A 14096-nucleotide genomic window follows, 5' to 3' on the forward strand; every position below is an offset into this window, starting at 1 on the left:
GACCTCAATAATCAGTGCGAGTCTGCGGGTTGATTGATTTCAACCAGCACACCATCGCAACTCTTGGGGTGAATAAAAATGACTTTAGAGCCGTGGGCGCCAGGAGAGGGAGCGTCTCCCAAAAACTGATATCCCTTGGCTGTCAGGCGTTCGACGTCCTCCTCGATATTGTCTGAACGAAAGCAAAGGTGGTGGAGTCCTCCGCCCTTTTTTTCCAGATAACCGGCAATAGGGCCGTCGCCATTAAGCGGATGAACGAGCTCGATATTAGTTGGAGGAACAGGAAAAAAAGCCGTCGAGGTCTTGGCCGCTATAACGTCCTCGGTGCCATCAAAAGAAAGCCCAAAGTCATCCATAAAACGCTTGATGGACTTTTCGAGGTCCGGGACAGCGATCGCAATGTGGTCCAGTGCCGTAATCATTGAATGTACCTCCTAAGCCAGTTGAGTCAGAAATTCATCAGTGACGGTTCGGCGCCTGGCCGCAACGTCCTCTGCCGACTCAATTATCATTTTTTCATCCGGGGTGATTTTGAAAATAGTCTGGCCCTTACTGATGATGACCCCATCAGTATCAACCAGCACCTCGTCAACAGTCCCGGAGAACGGTGCGTAAACTTTGTTGAACATCTTCATGACTTCGACGATGAACAAGGGGTCGCCAGCTTCGAAGTGGTCGCCCTCTTGCACATAAATCTCGTGTTCAGGTGTTTCACGTCCGTAAAACATCCCGCCACTCTCAGCCAGAATTTCGTCCGACTTGGCAACCGGTGGTGGCACCAGCACTTTTGCCATGGCATCTTGCAGCGACTCATCAAAAAGCCGCTCCGGTATATTAATCGTAAGGTCGTTGTTTACTGCCAGTTCGAAATAGCGAGTCTTCTCGGCAATGCTCGGTAGCACGGCCAGCATATCCAAGCCGGCCTGGAAGCCAACGTGAGCGGCACGAATCGAAGACCATAACGGCACATCAATACCTGCGGGTGCTTGCGACTCTGCCAGTAGCGATTGCAGCTCGATCCAGTCCTCTGCATCCAGGCGATTATTGAGCTCGTTATAGAAATCCAGCGCCTGTTGCAGAATCTCGTTATCGTGGTGCCAAATCATATTGGCGGCAGGAGCACCATGGACAAAGTCCATATTCAGGAAATGATAAGTATCGGCGAGCAATTCTATAGGGTTTTCGTTCCAGCTGATTTTATCGTCGATCAAGGTGTAGCTATCGCGATTTATGCTCAACCAACCCGAAAGAATATGAGGCTCAGCCAACAGCGACTCCAGAGGTCGCAACAACAGTGTCTGCTTTTGTTCCAGACTATGCTGAAGTGCCCTGGCAGGGTCGCCTGCAAGCTCCTCTAGAGACGCTTTGCAGAGCTGCTGCCAGGCGTAAGCCAAATCCAGGTTGTTGGCCCGTTGCTTAAGTTCTCCCACTGCTGTCAGGTAAGGAACGATAAACCGGGTAGTTGGCCTAGCATTAATGTTCTGGCCTATAAACCAATTCACCAAACCGTAATGAAACTCAAGGTTTGTTGCCAGATCCTTGCCGCGCATGGTGGTCTGTCGAATAACCTCCGCCATTCGCTCATAGGTGTCCAGGCGGGTATCCCCCACCGTTAAAAGCAGCGCTATATTGGAATCGTAAGCCCCTGCCAGGGTGTATTTCATAAATACGTCGGTATCAGGGTTGTGCAGGCTAATGCCCTGATCATCGCGAATTTCACCGACCACCGCGTCAGACCAGTAATCAATGACGCCGCCAGCGCTGGGTTGCAAGGCCTGGTTGGTCGCATTCATTCGCGCTTCGACCGAGTCATTGTGACGCAGGATACGCATCGGCTTGGGCAGCTTGGGTCCGTGGGCCGCCAGCAACACCATCATCTCCACCAGTGATTCAACGACAAAAGAATCCTCGGCATTATCAGGGTTGGTGAACTGCAGGGCATAACAGAGCTCGGTCACTCTATGCTCGACTTGAATTCGAGTATTCATTTCCATAAAGAAATGTTTGTCACGGTCGACAATGCACTCAAACGTAGAAACAGAGTCCAACCCGACCGCCTCGCCAAACCGGGCCGCCTCATCTTCCATTGATTCCAGCGTTTTCAGGTCCTGTTGAAGAACCTTTATCTCTTCCACCAACCCCGCCGCTTCAGCCTGCTCAATAGCTGACTGCAAGGATTCTACAGTGACAGAAACTTCCAGCAGTTTTTGCTCATGCATTTGCAGGGAACAGTCACGACCACCCATGGACATGCTCCAGAGACCATTGCCGATGGCCTGAATCTCCTGGTGACGTGTGGTCTCTATGTTCAGCTCAACCAGTACGTTTTTGTTGTCGCCAACGCCGGTGGTTTTCACTTCGTTGAGAATTTCCCTGACCATCTCTGGGGTGCGTGCGGACTCTCCAATGCCGAGAATACGCTGGCCTTTACCGCCGCCGCCGGAAATCGCTTTCAAGCGAACCCGATTCTGTGGGTAATCCGCAGTCATTTTCTCAACTGCTTCGGTGAGTGCCTGGCAGAGCTCGTCTACGGTATAAAGATCAATCCCTTTGACATATGAAGCTGCGAGAACCAGGTCAGCCTTGTCTTCCAGGGTGAGGGCATTATCGTCCAGGCGGGCATGATCAAGCTCTAGCTCATGCTCTACTGCCAGGGCTTTAAGAGCAGCCACGTCAGCGTGCTTCTTTAACAGGGTCAGCGCGGTTCCATTGTCGATTCCGGGAGTAACAGATACCCCGGTCTTCAACGCCGTGCGTTTAGCCTCGTCCTTAAGTCCTGCATCATGGACCGTCCTTGAACAGGGGCCAATGAAGTTCAACCCGGCTTTCTCCATGGCAGCAACCATGGTTTCATCTTCAGCCATGAAACCATAGCCGGCAAAGATTGAGTTGTAACCGTTGTCTTTGGCAATACTGATGATCTGGGCTATACGTTGATTACGTTCTTCTTTGTTGCTACCAGTGTAATCCGGCACTCGGTGAACCCTGTCTGGTTCGGTGAGCGTGCGCAACTCCGGGGCCAAGGCATCCTGATAAACTATGGAATCTTTCTCAGACAGCAAGATTCCATAGTGAGCGATCCCCATCTCTTCAAAAACATCCATGGCCTCTTTTCGGATTGGGCCGCGGCAAATAATCAACGGGCACATATGAGTGCAATCAAACTGGTTCACCCAGGAGGTGTTGCGACGGCCCAGGCGACGGTCGCGGTGAATCAGTGAGTTATTCAAATAGTGTTCGTTAGACACGTGTTAATCCTCAATTCTTAATGACGGGGCCGTTAGTGGAATTCACGTTGCACTGACTGCAGCGGACTCGGCTCATAGTGACGCAAACAAAAATCCATATGCTCCGCTAAAACCTGACGCAGGTCAGAAGGCATGACAATTTGGGAAATAGATCCCAAGCTCAATGCTTCATCAGGGTTCATCAATTCCTGTTCGTAGCGCTGAGCAAGCAACTGTTCTTGCGCTTTCACCCAGCCCCCTACCAACTCTTCAGCCATCGCCCTGGCCTCATCTTCTGGGAGATTCGCGGCCTGCTGCGCAGCCGTTTCCTCGGCGATTTTACCCTTCACCGCACCACGAATTTTTTTCAGCTCGTCCTTATAGACGTATTCAACGCCCGCAGGCCCCATTACTGCGACCCGCGTTGTAGGCAGGGCCACCACAAAATCAGCGCCCGTGGGGTAATTATTGTACGACGCGTAAGCACCGCCAAACGCGTTGCGAATCAATACCAAAAATCGCGGAGTCCGCAAGTCAACAATAGCATCGAGCATGGCGCGACCGGCTTGCACGATACCCCGACTCTCCTGCTCTCGCCCGGGCAGGAAGCCGGTCGTGTCCTCGAGGAAAATAATGGGGATATTGTAGAGATTGCAAAAGCGAATAAAGCGCGCGTTTTTATAGGCAGCATCAATATCGATCTGCCCGGAAGCAACCGCAGAGTTGTTGGCAACGAAGCCTATAACATTGCCGCCCATTCGACCCAGGGCAGTAATGGTATTGCGTGCACGTTCCGGCTGCACTTCCAGGAAATCACCGTGATCACACAACTGCTGAATCAGGATGGTGATGTCAAAAGGTGTATTGAAGCCTGTGGGCGAGTTGAACGCCTTCTTCAACAAAATATCAATGTCCCATGTTTTTCTCGTCATGGGGTCTGACGATTGTTGATGCGGGGCGAGTTCGCCATTGTTGGCGGGTAAATAGTTAAGCAGCTCACGCACTTTTCGCAGGGCCGCGACTTCATCGGGTACCACGAAGTCAGTGACGCCCGTTTGGCTATGGACACCCGGACCGCCTAGCTCTTCAGGGGTAACGTCCTCACCTAATACAGACTTGACGACACCGGGGCCAGTTAAGCCGAAAAAGGTATTATCCGGCTGGATCAGAAACGACCCCTGCCTGGGCAGGTATGAGCCGCCACCCGCGTTAAATCCAAACATGCACATAATACTGGGCACGACACCGGATATTTTCCGCAGTGCGGTGAAAGCATCTGCATATCCATCCAGTCCACCAACGCCCGCTGGTATGTATGCGCCAGCCGAATCGTTCATGCCCACAAGCGGTATCTTGCGCTTGGCAGCTAACTCAAACAAACGCGCTAACTTCTTGCCGTTAGTTGCATCCATTGAGCCTGCGCGCACAGTAAAATCGTGACCATAAATTGCCACGTCGCGCCCGTTCACCTGAATCAAAGCCGTTACCAGGGATGCGCCATCCAGGTTGGGTCCCCAGTTTTGAAATAATACGGTAGGCTCATCGTCTGCAAGACACTCGATGCGCTCCCATACAGTCATTCGGTGCTTCTGGTGCTGGCGCTGGGTATTCTTAACGCCTGAAGCCTCATAGGGACGTTGCTGCAACTCCCAGCCGTGCTTTAGCGCCTTTTCATAGAGGCCCGGTTCAGAGTCGATCTGCCCGGGCACGCGAAATTCCTGTTCATCCTTCGTGGCGAAGGGGTTCTCCAAACTTGCGATCAGGTCGTTACTGCTATCTGTCGTCATATTCCTTGATCCAGAATCGGCCAAAGGGCCTGGGTGAGCTTGCGGCACCTTCTGCGAGGCATCTTGGGCAAGACGTCGCAGACAGCCTTTGCGTTGTCATAAAACTGCCAGAATTCGGGCGTGATACATTAAGCGCAGGGGGCTATAAAGTCAATCAAACTGCGCTCGTAAAGCCATGTTTTCACTGAAAATATTTGCTAATCCAGCGATGTTTACGACTATAGTTTACAATAGCGACCTAGCCTATAGACTTCAGAGTTCAACAGGATGATTGTGGTCAGTGTCAACATATGTCAGTGGCCCAAAGACGAATGAATAAAACCGTATCCCTTGATGAAATCCCCTATTCTCCCGATAGCTGTGAGCGCTTTGAAGCGCTGCGAGAGCTTCCTGGCGCCGCGTTTCTCGACTCCAGTTACCCGCACTCCAGCAGCGGCCGCTATGACATTATGTGCGCCCAGCCTGTCGCTTGCCCCGAACAGCCCGCTTTAGCGGCAACTGAAACCGCCTGGCAGCAGTACTTCGATGAGCTGCGCCGCTTTCACAAGGACTATTATGGCACCGTTCAACCGGCGTCTCAGGACATTCCGTTCTGCGGTGGTCTGCTCGGCGCGCTTGGCTACGATGGCGGAAATTCACTTAACCAAGTCAGCGGTGCGCCACCTGCAACGCGAAACTCCGGGGGTCACCTGGCCGCATACAATTGGGCGGTCGTTCAGGATCACTTATTGCAGCGCGCGGTTATGGTGGCCCAACCATCAATGCGCGAGGCTGATCGCAATGATGTGCTGTCCAGGTTGCGGTCCCAACGCAGGGTAAAGCACACAGAGTTCCAACTAGGCGGCAAGTTCGAGTCCAACTTCACTGAGAGCGAGTACCGCAGCGCTTTCGAGAGCGTACAGTCTTATATCCATGCTGGTGACTGCTACCAGGTAAACCTGGCTCAACGCTTCAATGCCCCCTTTACTGGCGATCCCTGGACCGCTTATCGGCAATTGCGCAGAACGGCTTCAGCTCCCTTCTCTGCCTATCTCAGCTTTGAAAATAACGATGTCATGATGAGCTTGTCCCCCGAGCGATTTCTCTCTTTGCATGGTAATCACGTTCAAACGGTGCCAATCAAGGGCACTCGCCCCCGCTATCGAGACAGCGGCGCTGACAGGCTTGCGGTCGAAGAACTGAAGCGATCTTCAAAAGATAGAGCAGAGAACCTGATGATAGTGGACCTGCTTCGCAATGATCTGGGACGCAGCTGTATTCCGGGCAGCATTCACGTGGACGCATTGTTTGAAGTACAAAGCTTTCCGACCGTACATCATCTGGTCAGCACCATTAGCGGAGAGCTGTCCCCAGACCGCTCAGCCTACGAATTATTGCGCGACAGTTTTCCCGGCGGCTCTATTACCGGCGCGCCCAAGCGCAGGGCAATGGAAATCATCGCTGAACTGGAACCCGACTCACGTGAAATTTACTGTGGCAGCGTGATGTACATCAGTGCAGATGGTCGAATGGACAGCAACATCGCGATTCGCAGTTTATTGTGTACAGACAATGACATTCGCTGTTGGGGCGGTGGCGGCATCGTCGCTGACTCCCAGTGGCGTCAGGAGTACCAGGAAACCTTCGATAAGGTAGGAAAGTTTCTTTCTGTGCTGGAAGAAATGAGCTGAAAACAAGCGAAGGAAAGGCCCCTACCCGTTAAAGGCACTGCTTGCTAGACCAACAAAGTACGCTGTGATGCATCCACAAACGCCTGCTTGAGCTCAGCAAGATTGGCAACCGACTGGAACTGGGGGAACTCTGCAATCACATTTTTCGGCGCGTGAATAAGAATGCCCACATCGGCTTCACTCAGCATTGTGGTGTCATTATAAGAATCACCTGCGGCGATAACCCGATACTTGAGACTGTGCAAAGCCTTTACTGAAGCTCGCTTTGGATCTTCCTGTCGCAGTTTATAATCCACTACCCGGCCAGCATTATCTGTCACCAGACGATGACAAAACAGGGTTGGCCAACCGAGCTGACGCATTAGCGGCTGGGAGAACTCGTAAAAGGTGTCGGAAAGAATGATGACCTGAAATCGCTCTCGCAACCAAGCGATAAAGTCGACGGCACCCGGGAGTGGTTCAAGCGTCGCTATCACCTCCTGGATGTCATCAATCTTGAGCCCATGCTGGTCAAGAATTGCCAGGCGCTGCGTCATCAATACATTGTAATCGGGAACATCACGGGTCGTAGCCCGCAGCTCCTCTATGCCGGTTTTATCTGCAAAAGCGATCCAGATTTCCGGGACCAAAACACCTTCAAGGTCAAGACAAGCCAATTCCACGTATCACCCTCCCAAGGGGCACAAAATTGTGCGCAATAATCTAAAGCTTTGCGCTATAGGGCACAAGTCCCGGCAGAAGATATTCAGTAGACAGGCAGATTAAGATCAGAAAAAAGTTCTTCGAGCTCAGCCTTGGTATGTCGCGCAAAGGCTTCCTGAACCAGGTCTCGGGTCAAATGAGGAGCAAAGTCTTCGATGAATTCATACATATAGCCGCGCAGGAAGGTGCCACGACGACAACCGATGCGCGTCACGCTACTGGCGAATAAGTGACTCGCATCCAGCGCAACCAGATCAGGGTCCATTTCGGGGTCGTGAGCCATCCCGGCGACGATTCCTATTCCAAGTCCAAGTCGGACATAGGTTTTAATCACGTCAGCATCGGCGGCCGTGAATACGACTCGCGGGGTTAAACCTTTTTCGACAAAAGCCTCATCAAGCTTGGAGCGACCCGTGAAGCCAAAGACGTAGGTCACAATGGGGTGAGCCGCCACGTCCTCCAGGCCTAGAACAGATACCTGGGTGAGTGGATGGTCGCGGGGGACGAGGATGCAGCGGTTCCAGCGATAACACGGCATCATGATGAGATCAGAAAATAACTCCAGTGCCTCGGTAGCAATCGCAAAATCTACCGTGCCGTCTGCCGCCATCTCTGATATCTGCATTGGCGTGCCCTGATGCATATGCAAAGAGACATCCGGATAGCGGTCGATGAATGCACTGATGGTTGCCGGCAGCGCGTAGCGGGCCTGAGTGTGAGTTGTCGCAATGGAAAGGCTGCCCTTTTTCTCGTTGGAATACTCCTGGGCGACCTGCTTGATACTTTCCACAGTTCGCAATACCTGCCCCGCCGCCTCGAGAATTGCTTCACCGGCAGGCGTGACATGAGTAAGGTGTTTACCACTGCGAGCAAAGACTTCCACACCCAACTCGTCTTCTAACAGGCGAATCTGCTTGCTGATACCCGGTTGCGATGTGTACAGGCTTTGTGCAGTCGCGGATACGTTCAGTTCGTGGTGCGCCACTTCCCAAATATAACGTAGCTGTTGCAGCTTCATTTTTGCCTCCGCAGCCCCCGGGGTAAAAGACGGGGACCTTATAAAGAATAGACCTTAAACGGCGATTTAGCCAAACTAAAAAGGCATAACCGAGTTCGGCCGCCTCGCTTCAGTTGTTGGCCACTCCGTGAGGCACGTGACCGGTAGCGATATGCGGACTGGCTGACTCGCAATGCTGTTGCTGGTCATCAAAAAACACATCCGCCTGATAGGCCCTCAAAAAATCGGTTTTGTTAAGACCACCCAGGAAAATCGACTCATCTATGCGGATATTCCAGGCTCGCAGGGTACGGATAACTCGCTCGTGGGCAGGCGCTGAGCGCGCGGTGACCAGCGCCGTTCGGATAGGTGCCTCACTCGCGGGAAATACCTGTTGCAACCGGTGTAACGCCGACAAAAAAGGCTTAAATGGCCCCCCCGCCAGTGGTTGGCGCGCAGCGGCTTTTTCGCTGGCTGTAAATGCCTCCAACCCTTCGCTTTTATAGACGCGTTCGGCCTCATCGGAAAATAAAACAGCGTCGCCATCAAAGGCAAATCGCAGCTGGTCATTGCCGCTGTCCTGTTTGGCTCCTGATATCAGGGTCGCAGCGGCCACCCCGCATTCAAGCGCACTGCGAACATCATCGGCTTCATTTGAGAGAAACAACTGGCAACCAAAGGCATTGATGTAACGCCAGGGACTTTCGCCACCGCAAAAAGCGGCCCGGCTGATGGTCAGATTATAATGCTCGATAGAGTTAAATACCCTCAACCCGGTGTCTGCGCTATTACGAGACAACAACACCACTTCTACTTGCTGATCTCCCCCTAACAGCTCATTCAGGCGCAACAGTTTGTGTACCAGGGGAAAGGCTTCTCCGGGTTCCAGTGGCTCATCTTCACGTGCCACCTGATACTCGGAGTATGCGTTTAGCCCATCGTTCTGGTACACCTGGTGGCTTTCATCCAGGTTAAACAGAGCCCGCGAGGAAATGGCTATTACCAGTTTGTCATCAAGTTTTTCAGGCATGAACAGAGCATACCCAGTTCCTGGGGTTGCCGCCACCGGCGGTCAGCCAGCCTTGAGCATGCCTCGCTCCTCAAATTCCAGTAACAGCAACTGTTTAATCAGGAAGTCCTTGGTGGTTTCCGGATGGTCCAGGTGGAGACGTTCCAGAAGCGGCTTTGCCGCATCCTCATCACTGTTATGTAGCAGAGCCCTAAAAGTAGAACTGATAAATTGGGCAGGTTCTTCACTCAGCGCTTTGACCCGGCGTAAGCTGGCCGCGAGCGCCAGTTCCTCATCGGTCAGTTCGGTTCCAAAGGGATAGTCGGGAAAAACGTCTGCCTGCATCTGTGGTTTGATCACAGCCTGGAGCTTTTCAGGGGTATTGTTGCGCGCACTCAATGGCACACTGTAATCCCCAGGCAGCTTTCCGTGGCTTTTTGCGGACTCCAATAACGAATCCTGAAAACGAGAGTCTGCGATGTTAATCATGCGTTTGATAACCTCGGCGTCAGACTGACCCCGAAGGTCGGCCACACCATACTCCGTCACGATCACATCTCGCAGGTGCTTTGGTATGGTGGTGTAACCATAAAACGGAACTATGTTCGACTGTAACTGATTGCCCTCGCCTCGAGTAGCTCTAATACAGAGGATTGAGCGAGCCCCGGGCAAGTCATGGGCCATGGCCACGAAGTTGTATTGCCCCCCTACGCCGCTGATCACAGTGCCATCTTCCAGCGCATCAGATGCGACTGCGCCGTTGAGGGAGGCAATCATACCGGTGTTGATAAATCGAGCCTTGCGACGCTGTGCACAGTACAGGGGGTAATCCAGCAGTAATTGATTGGTGCGCTGCACACCTGTCATACAAATACGCTCATGTGCCTCTTCATCGAGCGCGCAAAGCTTGTTATAAAAGTCGCGCGGACCCAGGAAAAATCCTCCGTGCAGAACGCGGCCCTTGCGCAGTTCGTTGCCGCTAACTGCGCTCAGCAAACTGTCTTTTGTGACAGTGTCGTCCATGTCGTTGACCAGGACGTGGTTGCCAAGACTCAGGTCGCCTTCGCCAAGACTCAGTGCTGCAGGCATGATTCCCCAGCCGATGAGCTCCACCAACGATGACTCAGTGAGCACCTGGGGTATGAGTCCACTCTCACGACCATAGCACCAGAGCGCGGTGTCAATCACCTCTGAAATTTGTCCTGAGTTAAGTCCTTGTTGCAGCAGCAGATTGTCATAAACCTTGCGCTTGACTACGCCATGTTCAATTAAATGCATCATACCGTTAACAAACATTTCGGTAGAGACATACAGGCCCTGGTCGAAACAGCCCAGATCAAGTTCAGCAACTGGCTCTCCGCCGCTAATGTTTGCCACCATGCGTCGGTAAGCGTCATTACTGCGATGCCGTACAATACAGGCCTGAGCTACCGCATCTCCCAGCGAACCAATGCCGATCTGCAAGGTTCCGCCATCTTCAATCAAGGTGCTCGCATGCAAGGCCGTGGCATAATCCCGCAAAGGCACGGCTGCATTGGGAACAGCAAATAACTTTTTACTGTAGTCCGAGTTGCGAACAATCCAGTCGAAGGAGTCTGGCGCCGCTTCCGCATCGTGTTTCATAAATGGCAAATCGTCATGAACCTGCGCCGCAAAAAATACTCGACGGTCAAGACCTGATACTCGTTGCAATACTTCCGGGGTGACATCTGGATTACAGGAAAAGCTGATACGAAGATCGTCTCCGTCATCCCTGGCGGCCACCATCTGGAGCATGACATTGACGCCGGCTGCGAGCATGTCCCTGGCGATATGGGTGTAGTTACTCGATATGTAGTTTTGCTGTGCGGCGGCATTTTTCTTCATTGAACCCGCCCTGAAATACAACTCACTGAGTTGAATATTGGCAGGCATCTCTCCACGCTTGAAAGGCGCCAGAAAAGCCAATTCCTCGTAGTCGCCAAACATCCGCTCCATGATGGGGTCAGCCAATCCGGCCTCAATATGGCTGCCGGGCTTGGGTACTTCAAGACACAGTGCGGTATAGATGTGCAGTGAAAGTTCTGCGTCGGCCGCTACCCGTCGATACAGCGCATTGATCAGCTGCACAGGCTTACCCAAACCAAGAGGTGCGCCAACACGGATGTCAGGCCCAACGGCCTCGACAATACGATCAACGCAGACTTCAACGCTGGAAAGAATTTCGCTCACAGGACAATCCTCAAAATGGCCTCGTATTAAGAGGCATGGTCAAAAGGCGAATAAAAACACGTTAGGCCGGTGAGACAATTGATACGAAACAAGATTAAGACGAAATCAGCGCTCGTTATCAGAACTGGAAAAGTATTCCCGGGTCAGCTTGAACACCAGAGGCCCCAGCAACAACAAGGCAATGAGATTGGGGACAGCCATAAATGCGTTCAGGGTATCGGCAATTAGCCACACCATATCCAATTGCACCACCGTACCCACTGGAATCGCCAGCACCCAGAGAATACGAAATGGCAATACACCTTTGGCTCCCACTAAAAAAACGACGCAGCGTTCGCCGTAGAAAGACCAGCCGATCATGGTGGTAAACGCAAACAGGCAAAGGCCCAGGGTCACGATGTACTCACCACCCGGCAATGCATTACCAAAGGCCATCGAGGTGAGACTAGCGCCGCTAACACCTGTGGGCAGCACATCCATGATCACAATCACCAACCCAGTCATGGTGCATACCACCAAGGTATCAATAAACGTGCCCAACATAGCAATCATGCCCTGTTGCACAGGCTGGTTAGTTTTAGCTGCGGCATGAGCGATGGGAGCACTGCCAAGGCCGGCTTCATTGGAAAATATTCCTCTCGCCACACCAAAGCGCAATGCCGCCCAAACACTGGCACCAGCAAAACCGCCCGCTGCAGCGGAACCGCTCATTGCACTGGTGACAATAGTCTCCAGTGCCGCAGGAACGGCGGTAATGTTCATCAGGATCACCACGATACTGAGTAAAATGTAGCTGACAGCCATGATCGGAACCAGGTAGCTGGCGACAGAGGCAATTCGTTTGATTCCCCCAAGCACGACAGCGCCGACTAAAACCATCAACACCAGTCCAGTGGCAAGAGGAGGCACAGTGAAAGCATCGTTCAGTGCCTGCGACACAGAGTTAGATTGCACCGTGTTGGCGATACCGAACCCTGCCAGCGAACCGAATAGGGCAAATGCATACGCCAGCCAATGCCAGCGGGGATGCAAGCCGTTACGAATGTAGTACATCGGGCCACCACTGTAATTGCCCTTCTCATCCTGCTCTCGAAATTTTACCGCACAGACCGCCTCAGCGTATTTGGTGGCCATGCCCACCAGGGCGGTGATCCACATCCAAAACAGCGCTCCGGGGCCACCCAGGGCTACGGCAGTAGCGACACCGGCGATATTACCTGTGCCAATCGTGGCTGAGAGTGAAGTCATCAGGGCACTAAATGGAGATATATCCCCTGCTCCATCTCCTTTGCGGCCCTTTAACAGCAGACCCATTGCTGCTGGGATTTTGCGCACCGTCAAAAACCGCAAGCCCAAGCTGAGATAGAAACCTGTGCCCAACAGCAGTGCCAGCATCACCGGGCCCCAGGCCCAGCCATTGATCGTTGTAATTATCTCGGACATCTATTTACCCTGTGTATTTTTGTTGTTGGCGGCCGCTCAAATCTTACCAGCTGAATCCACCGCTTTGGGGAAACAAGCCAAAAACTCCGCCAGTATGTATGAAGACAATGTCGCGATAGCCGTCGAAGCGACCTGCCTCGATTTCCGCGAGCATGCCTGAAAAAGCCTTACCGGTGTATACGGGGTCTAGCAAGACACCCTCAAGGCGACCTAATTCGGCGATCAATTCAAAAACCTCAGGCCCCGCCTTGCCATACCCGGCTCCGACATAGCCATCTATCACCCGTGTCTCAAGCTCAGCATTTGGGCCCCCGGGGTAACGTGACCGCCAATCTGCGACATCATCCGCCACCTTATTGAGGAAGTAGTGCTCATCGTCGCAAACATTGACACCCCAAACCGAAACCGGCATGCGATGCAGGGCCGCGCCGAGAGTGAGCCCTGCCTGGGTGCCACCGGATCCAGAAGCGCAAACGACATGAGCTTGTTCAATGCCCGCCAACTGCATGTCATTGGCAAGCTCAGCGGCAGCGGACAGATAGCCCCAGACGCCGATACCATCACTGCCGCCAGTAGGAATAGCAAGCGCCTTACGTCCCTGCTCGGCGTAATAGGATTGCCACTGTTCAAACAGTGCGTCCAGTTCCTCAACGTATTGGGCTGTTGGATAACAGCTCACTCGGGCGCCAGCAAGGTGGTCCAGAAGCAGGTTTCCCTGAGGCTCGCGCTCCGGCCGGCCGCGCAAAACAAGGTGGACCGGCATTCCCAGTTGGGCTCCCGCGAACGCGGTTGCCCGACAGTGATTGGACTGAATTCCACCGCAGGTAATCAGCGTATCGTAACCGTGGTCCTGAGCGTAGGCAGTAATATATTCGAGCTTTCGAACCTTGTTACCGCTAAGCGCACAACCGGTGAGATCATCACGCTTAATCCACAGGCGGTGGTCACCGCCCCACCGAGCGGTGGCGCGTTCCAGATATTGTAACGGGGTTGGTGTGCGGGCCAGCTCAATTTTGCGCGGATAGTCGAGATCTGCGCAGCCCACAGCAG

The 14096-nt window shown here is 53.0% G+C and carries 10 protein-coding genes; 1 reads left to right on the forward strand and 9 read right to left on the reverse strand.

The genetic code is table 11. The features are described from left to right. Nucleotides 1-11: 11 nt before the first annotated feature. The 3 genes from mce to EYC87_RS06630 are packed head-to-tail and all read right to left on the reverse strand — an operon-like array spanning nt 12 to nt 5014. Nucleotides 12-422: a methylmalonyl-CoA epimerase gene (mce, locus tag EYC87_RS06620; protein WP_279252194.1), complete on the reverse strand. Its 411-nt coding sequence runs from the start codon at nt 420-422 to the stop codon at nt 12-14. A gap of 12 nt (nt 423-434) precedes the next feature. Beyond that, nucleotides 435-3248, reverse strand: coding sequence for an ATP-binding protein (locus EYC87_RS06625; protein ID WP_279252195.1), 2814 nt, complete (start codon nt 3246-3248; stop codon nt 435-437). A gap of 32 nt (nt 3249-3280) precedes the next feature. After that, on the reverse strand, nt 3281-5014 hold the full coding sequence (locus EYC87_RS06630; protein ID WP_279252196.1) for an acyl-CoA carboxylase subunit beta: 1734 nt from the start codon (nt 5012-5014) through the stop codon (nt 3281-3283). Nucleotides 5015-5325: 311 nt separating this feature from the next. Here EYC87_RS06630 and pabB point away from each other — a divergent pair, with 311 nt between their 5' ends. Further along, entirely contained in the window at nt 5326-6684 is a 1359-nt protein-coding gene (pabB, locus tag EYC87_RS06635) for an aminodeoxychorismate synthase component I (RefSeq protein ID WP_279252197.1), read from the forward strand. Between the two features lie 44 nt (nt 6685-6728). Here the strand turns inward: pabB and thrH are convergent, their stop codons facing one another. From thrH to EYC87_RS06665, 6 genes are all read right to left on the reverse strand, one after another. Then, entirely contained in the window at nt 6729-7346 is a 618-nt protein-coding gene (gene thrH / locus EYC87_RS06640; protein WP_279252198.1) for a bifunctional phosphoserine phosphatase/homoserine phosphotransferase ThrH, read from the reverse strand. Between the two features lie 83 nt (nt 7347-7429). After that, nucleotides 7430-8404 carry an HTH-type transcriptional regulator CysB gene (cysB, locus tag EYC87_RS06645; protein WP_007227800.1) on the reverse strand — a complete coding sequence of 325 codons (975 nt, stop codon included), beginning with the start codon at nt 8402-8404 and terminating at the stop codon, nt 7430-7432. 109 nt (nt 8405-8513) lie between these two features. After that, entirely contained in the window at nt 8514-9413 is a 900-nt protein-coding gene (locus EYC87_RS06650; RefSeq protein ID WP_279252199.1) for a 5'-nucleotidase, read from the reverse strand. 42 nt (nt 9414-9455) lie between these two features. Further along, nucleotides 9456-11603 carry an acetyl-CoA hydrolase/transferase C-terminal domain-containing protein gene (locus EYC87_RS06655; RefSeq protein WP_279252200.1) on the reverse strand — a complete coding sequence of 716 codons (2148 nt, stop codon included), beginning with the start codon at nt 11601-11603 and terminating at the stop codon, nt 9456-9458. A 105-nt stretch (nt 11604-11708) separates the two neighbouring features. Then, nucleotides 11709-13046 (reverse strand): alanine/glycine:cation symporter family protein, encoded by a 1338-nt coding sequence (locus EYC87_RS06660; protein ID WP_007227753.1) that lies wholly within the window; start codon nt 13044-13046, stop codon nt 11709-11711. Nucleotides 13047-13089: 43 nt separating this feature from the next. Further along, nucleotides 13090-14091, reverse strand: coding sequence for a 1-aminocyclopropane-1-carboxylate deaminase/D-cysteine desulfhydrase (locus EYC87_RS06665; protein WP_279252201.1), 1002 nt, complete (start codon nt 14089-14091; stop codon nt 13090-13092). Between the last annotated feature and the right edge of the window lie 5 nt (nt 14092-14096).

This window comes from Candidatus Seongchinamella marina, assembly GCF_026262685.1.
GTDB classification, from domain to species: domain Bacteria; phylum Pseudomonadota; class Gammaproteobacteria; order Pseudomonadales; family Halieaceae; genus Halioglobus; species Halioglobus marinus.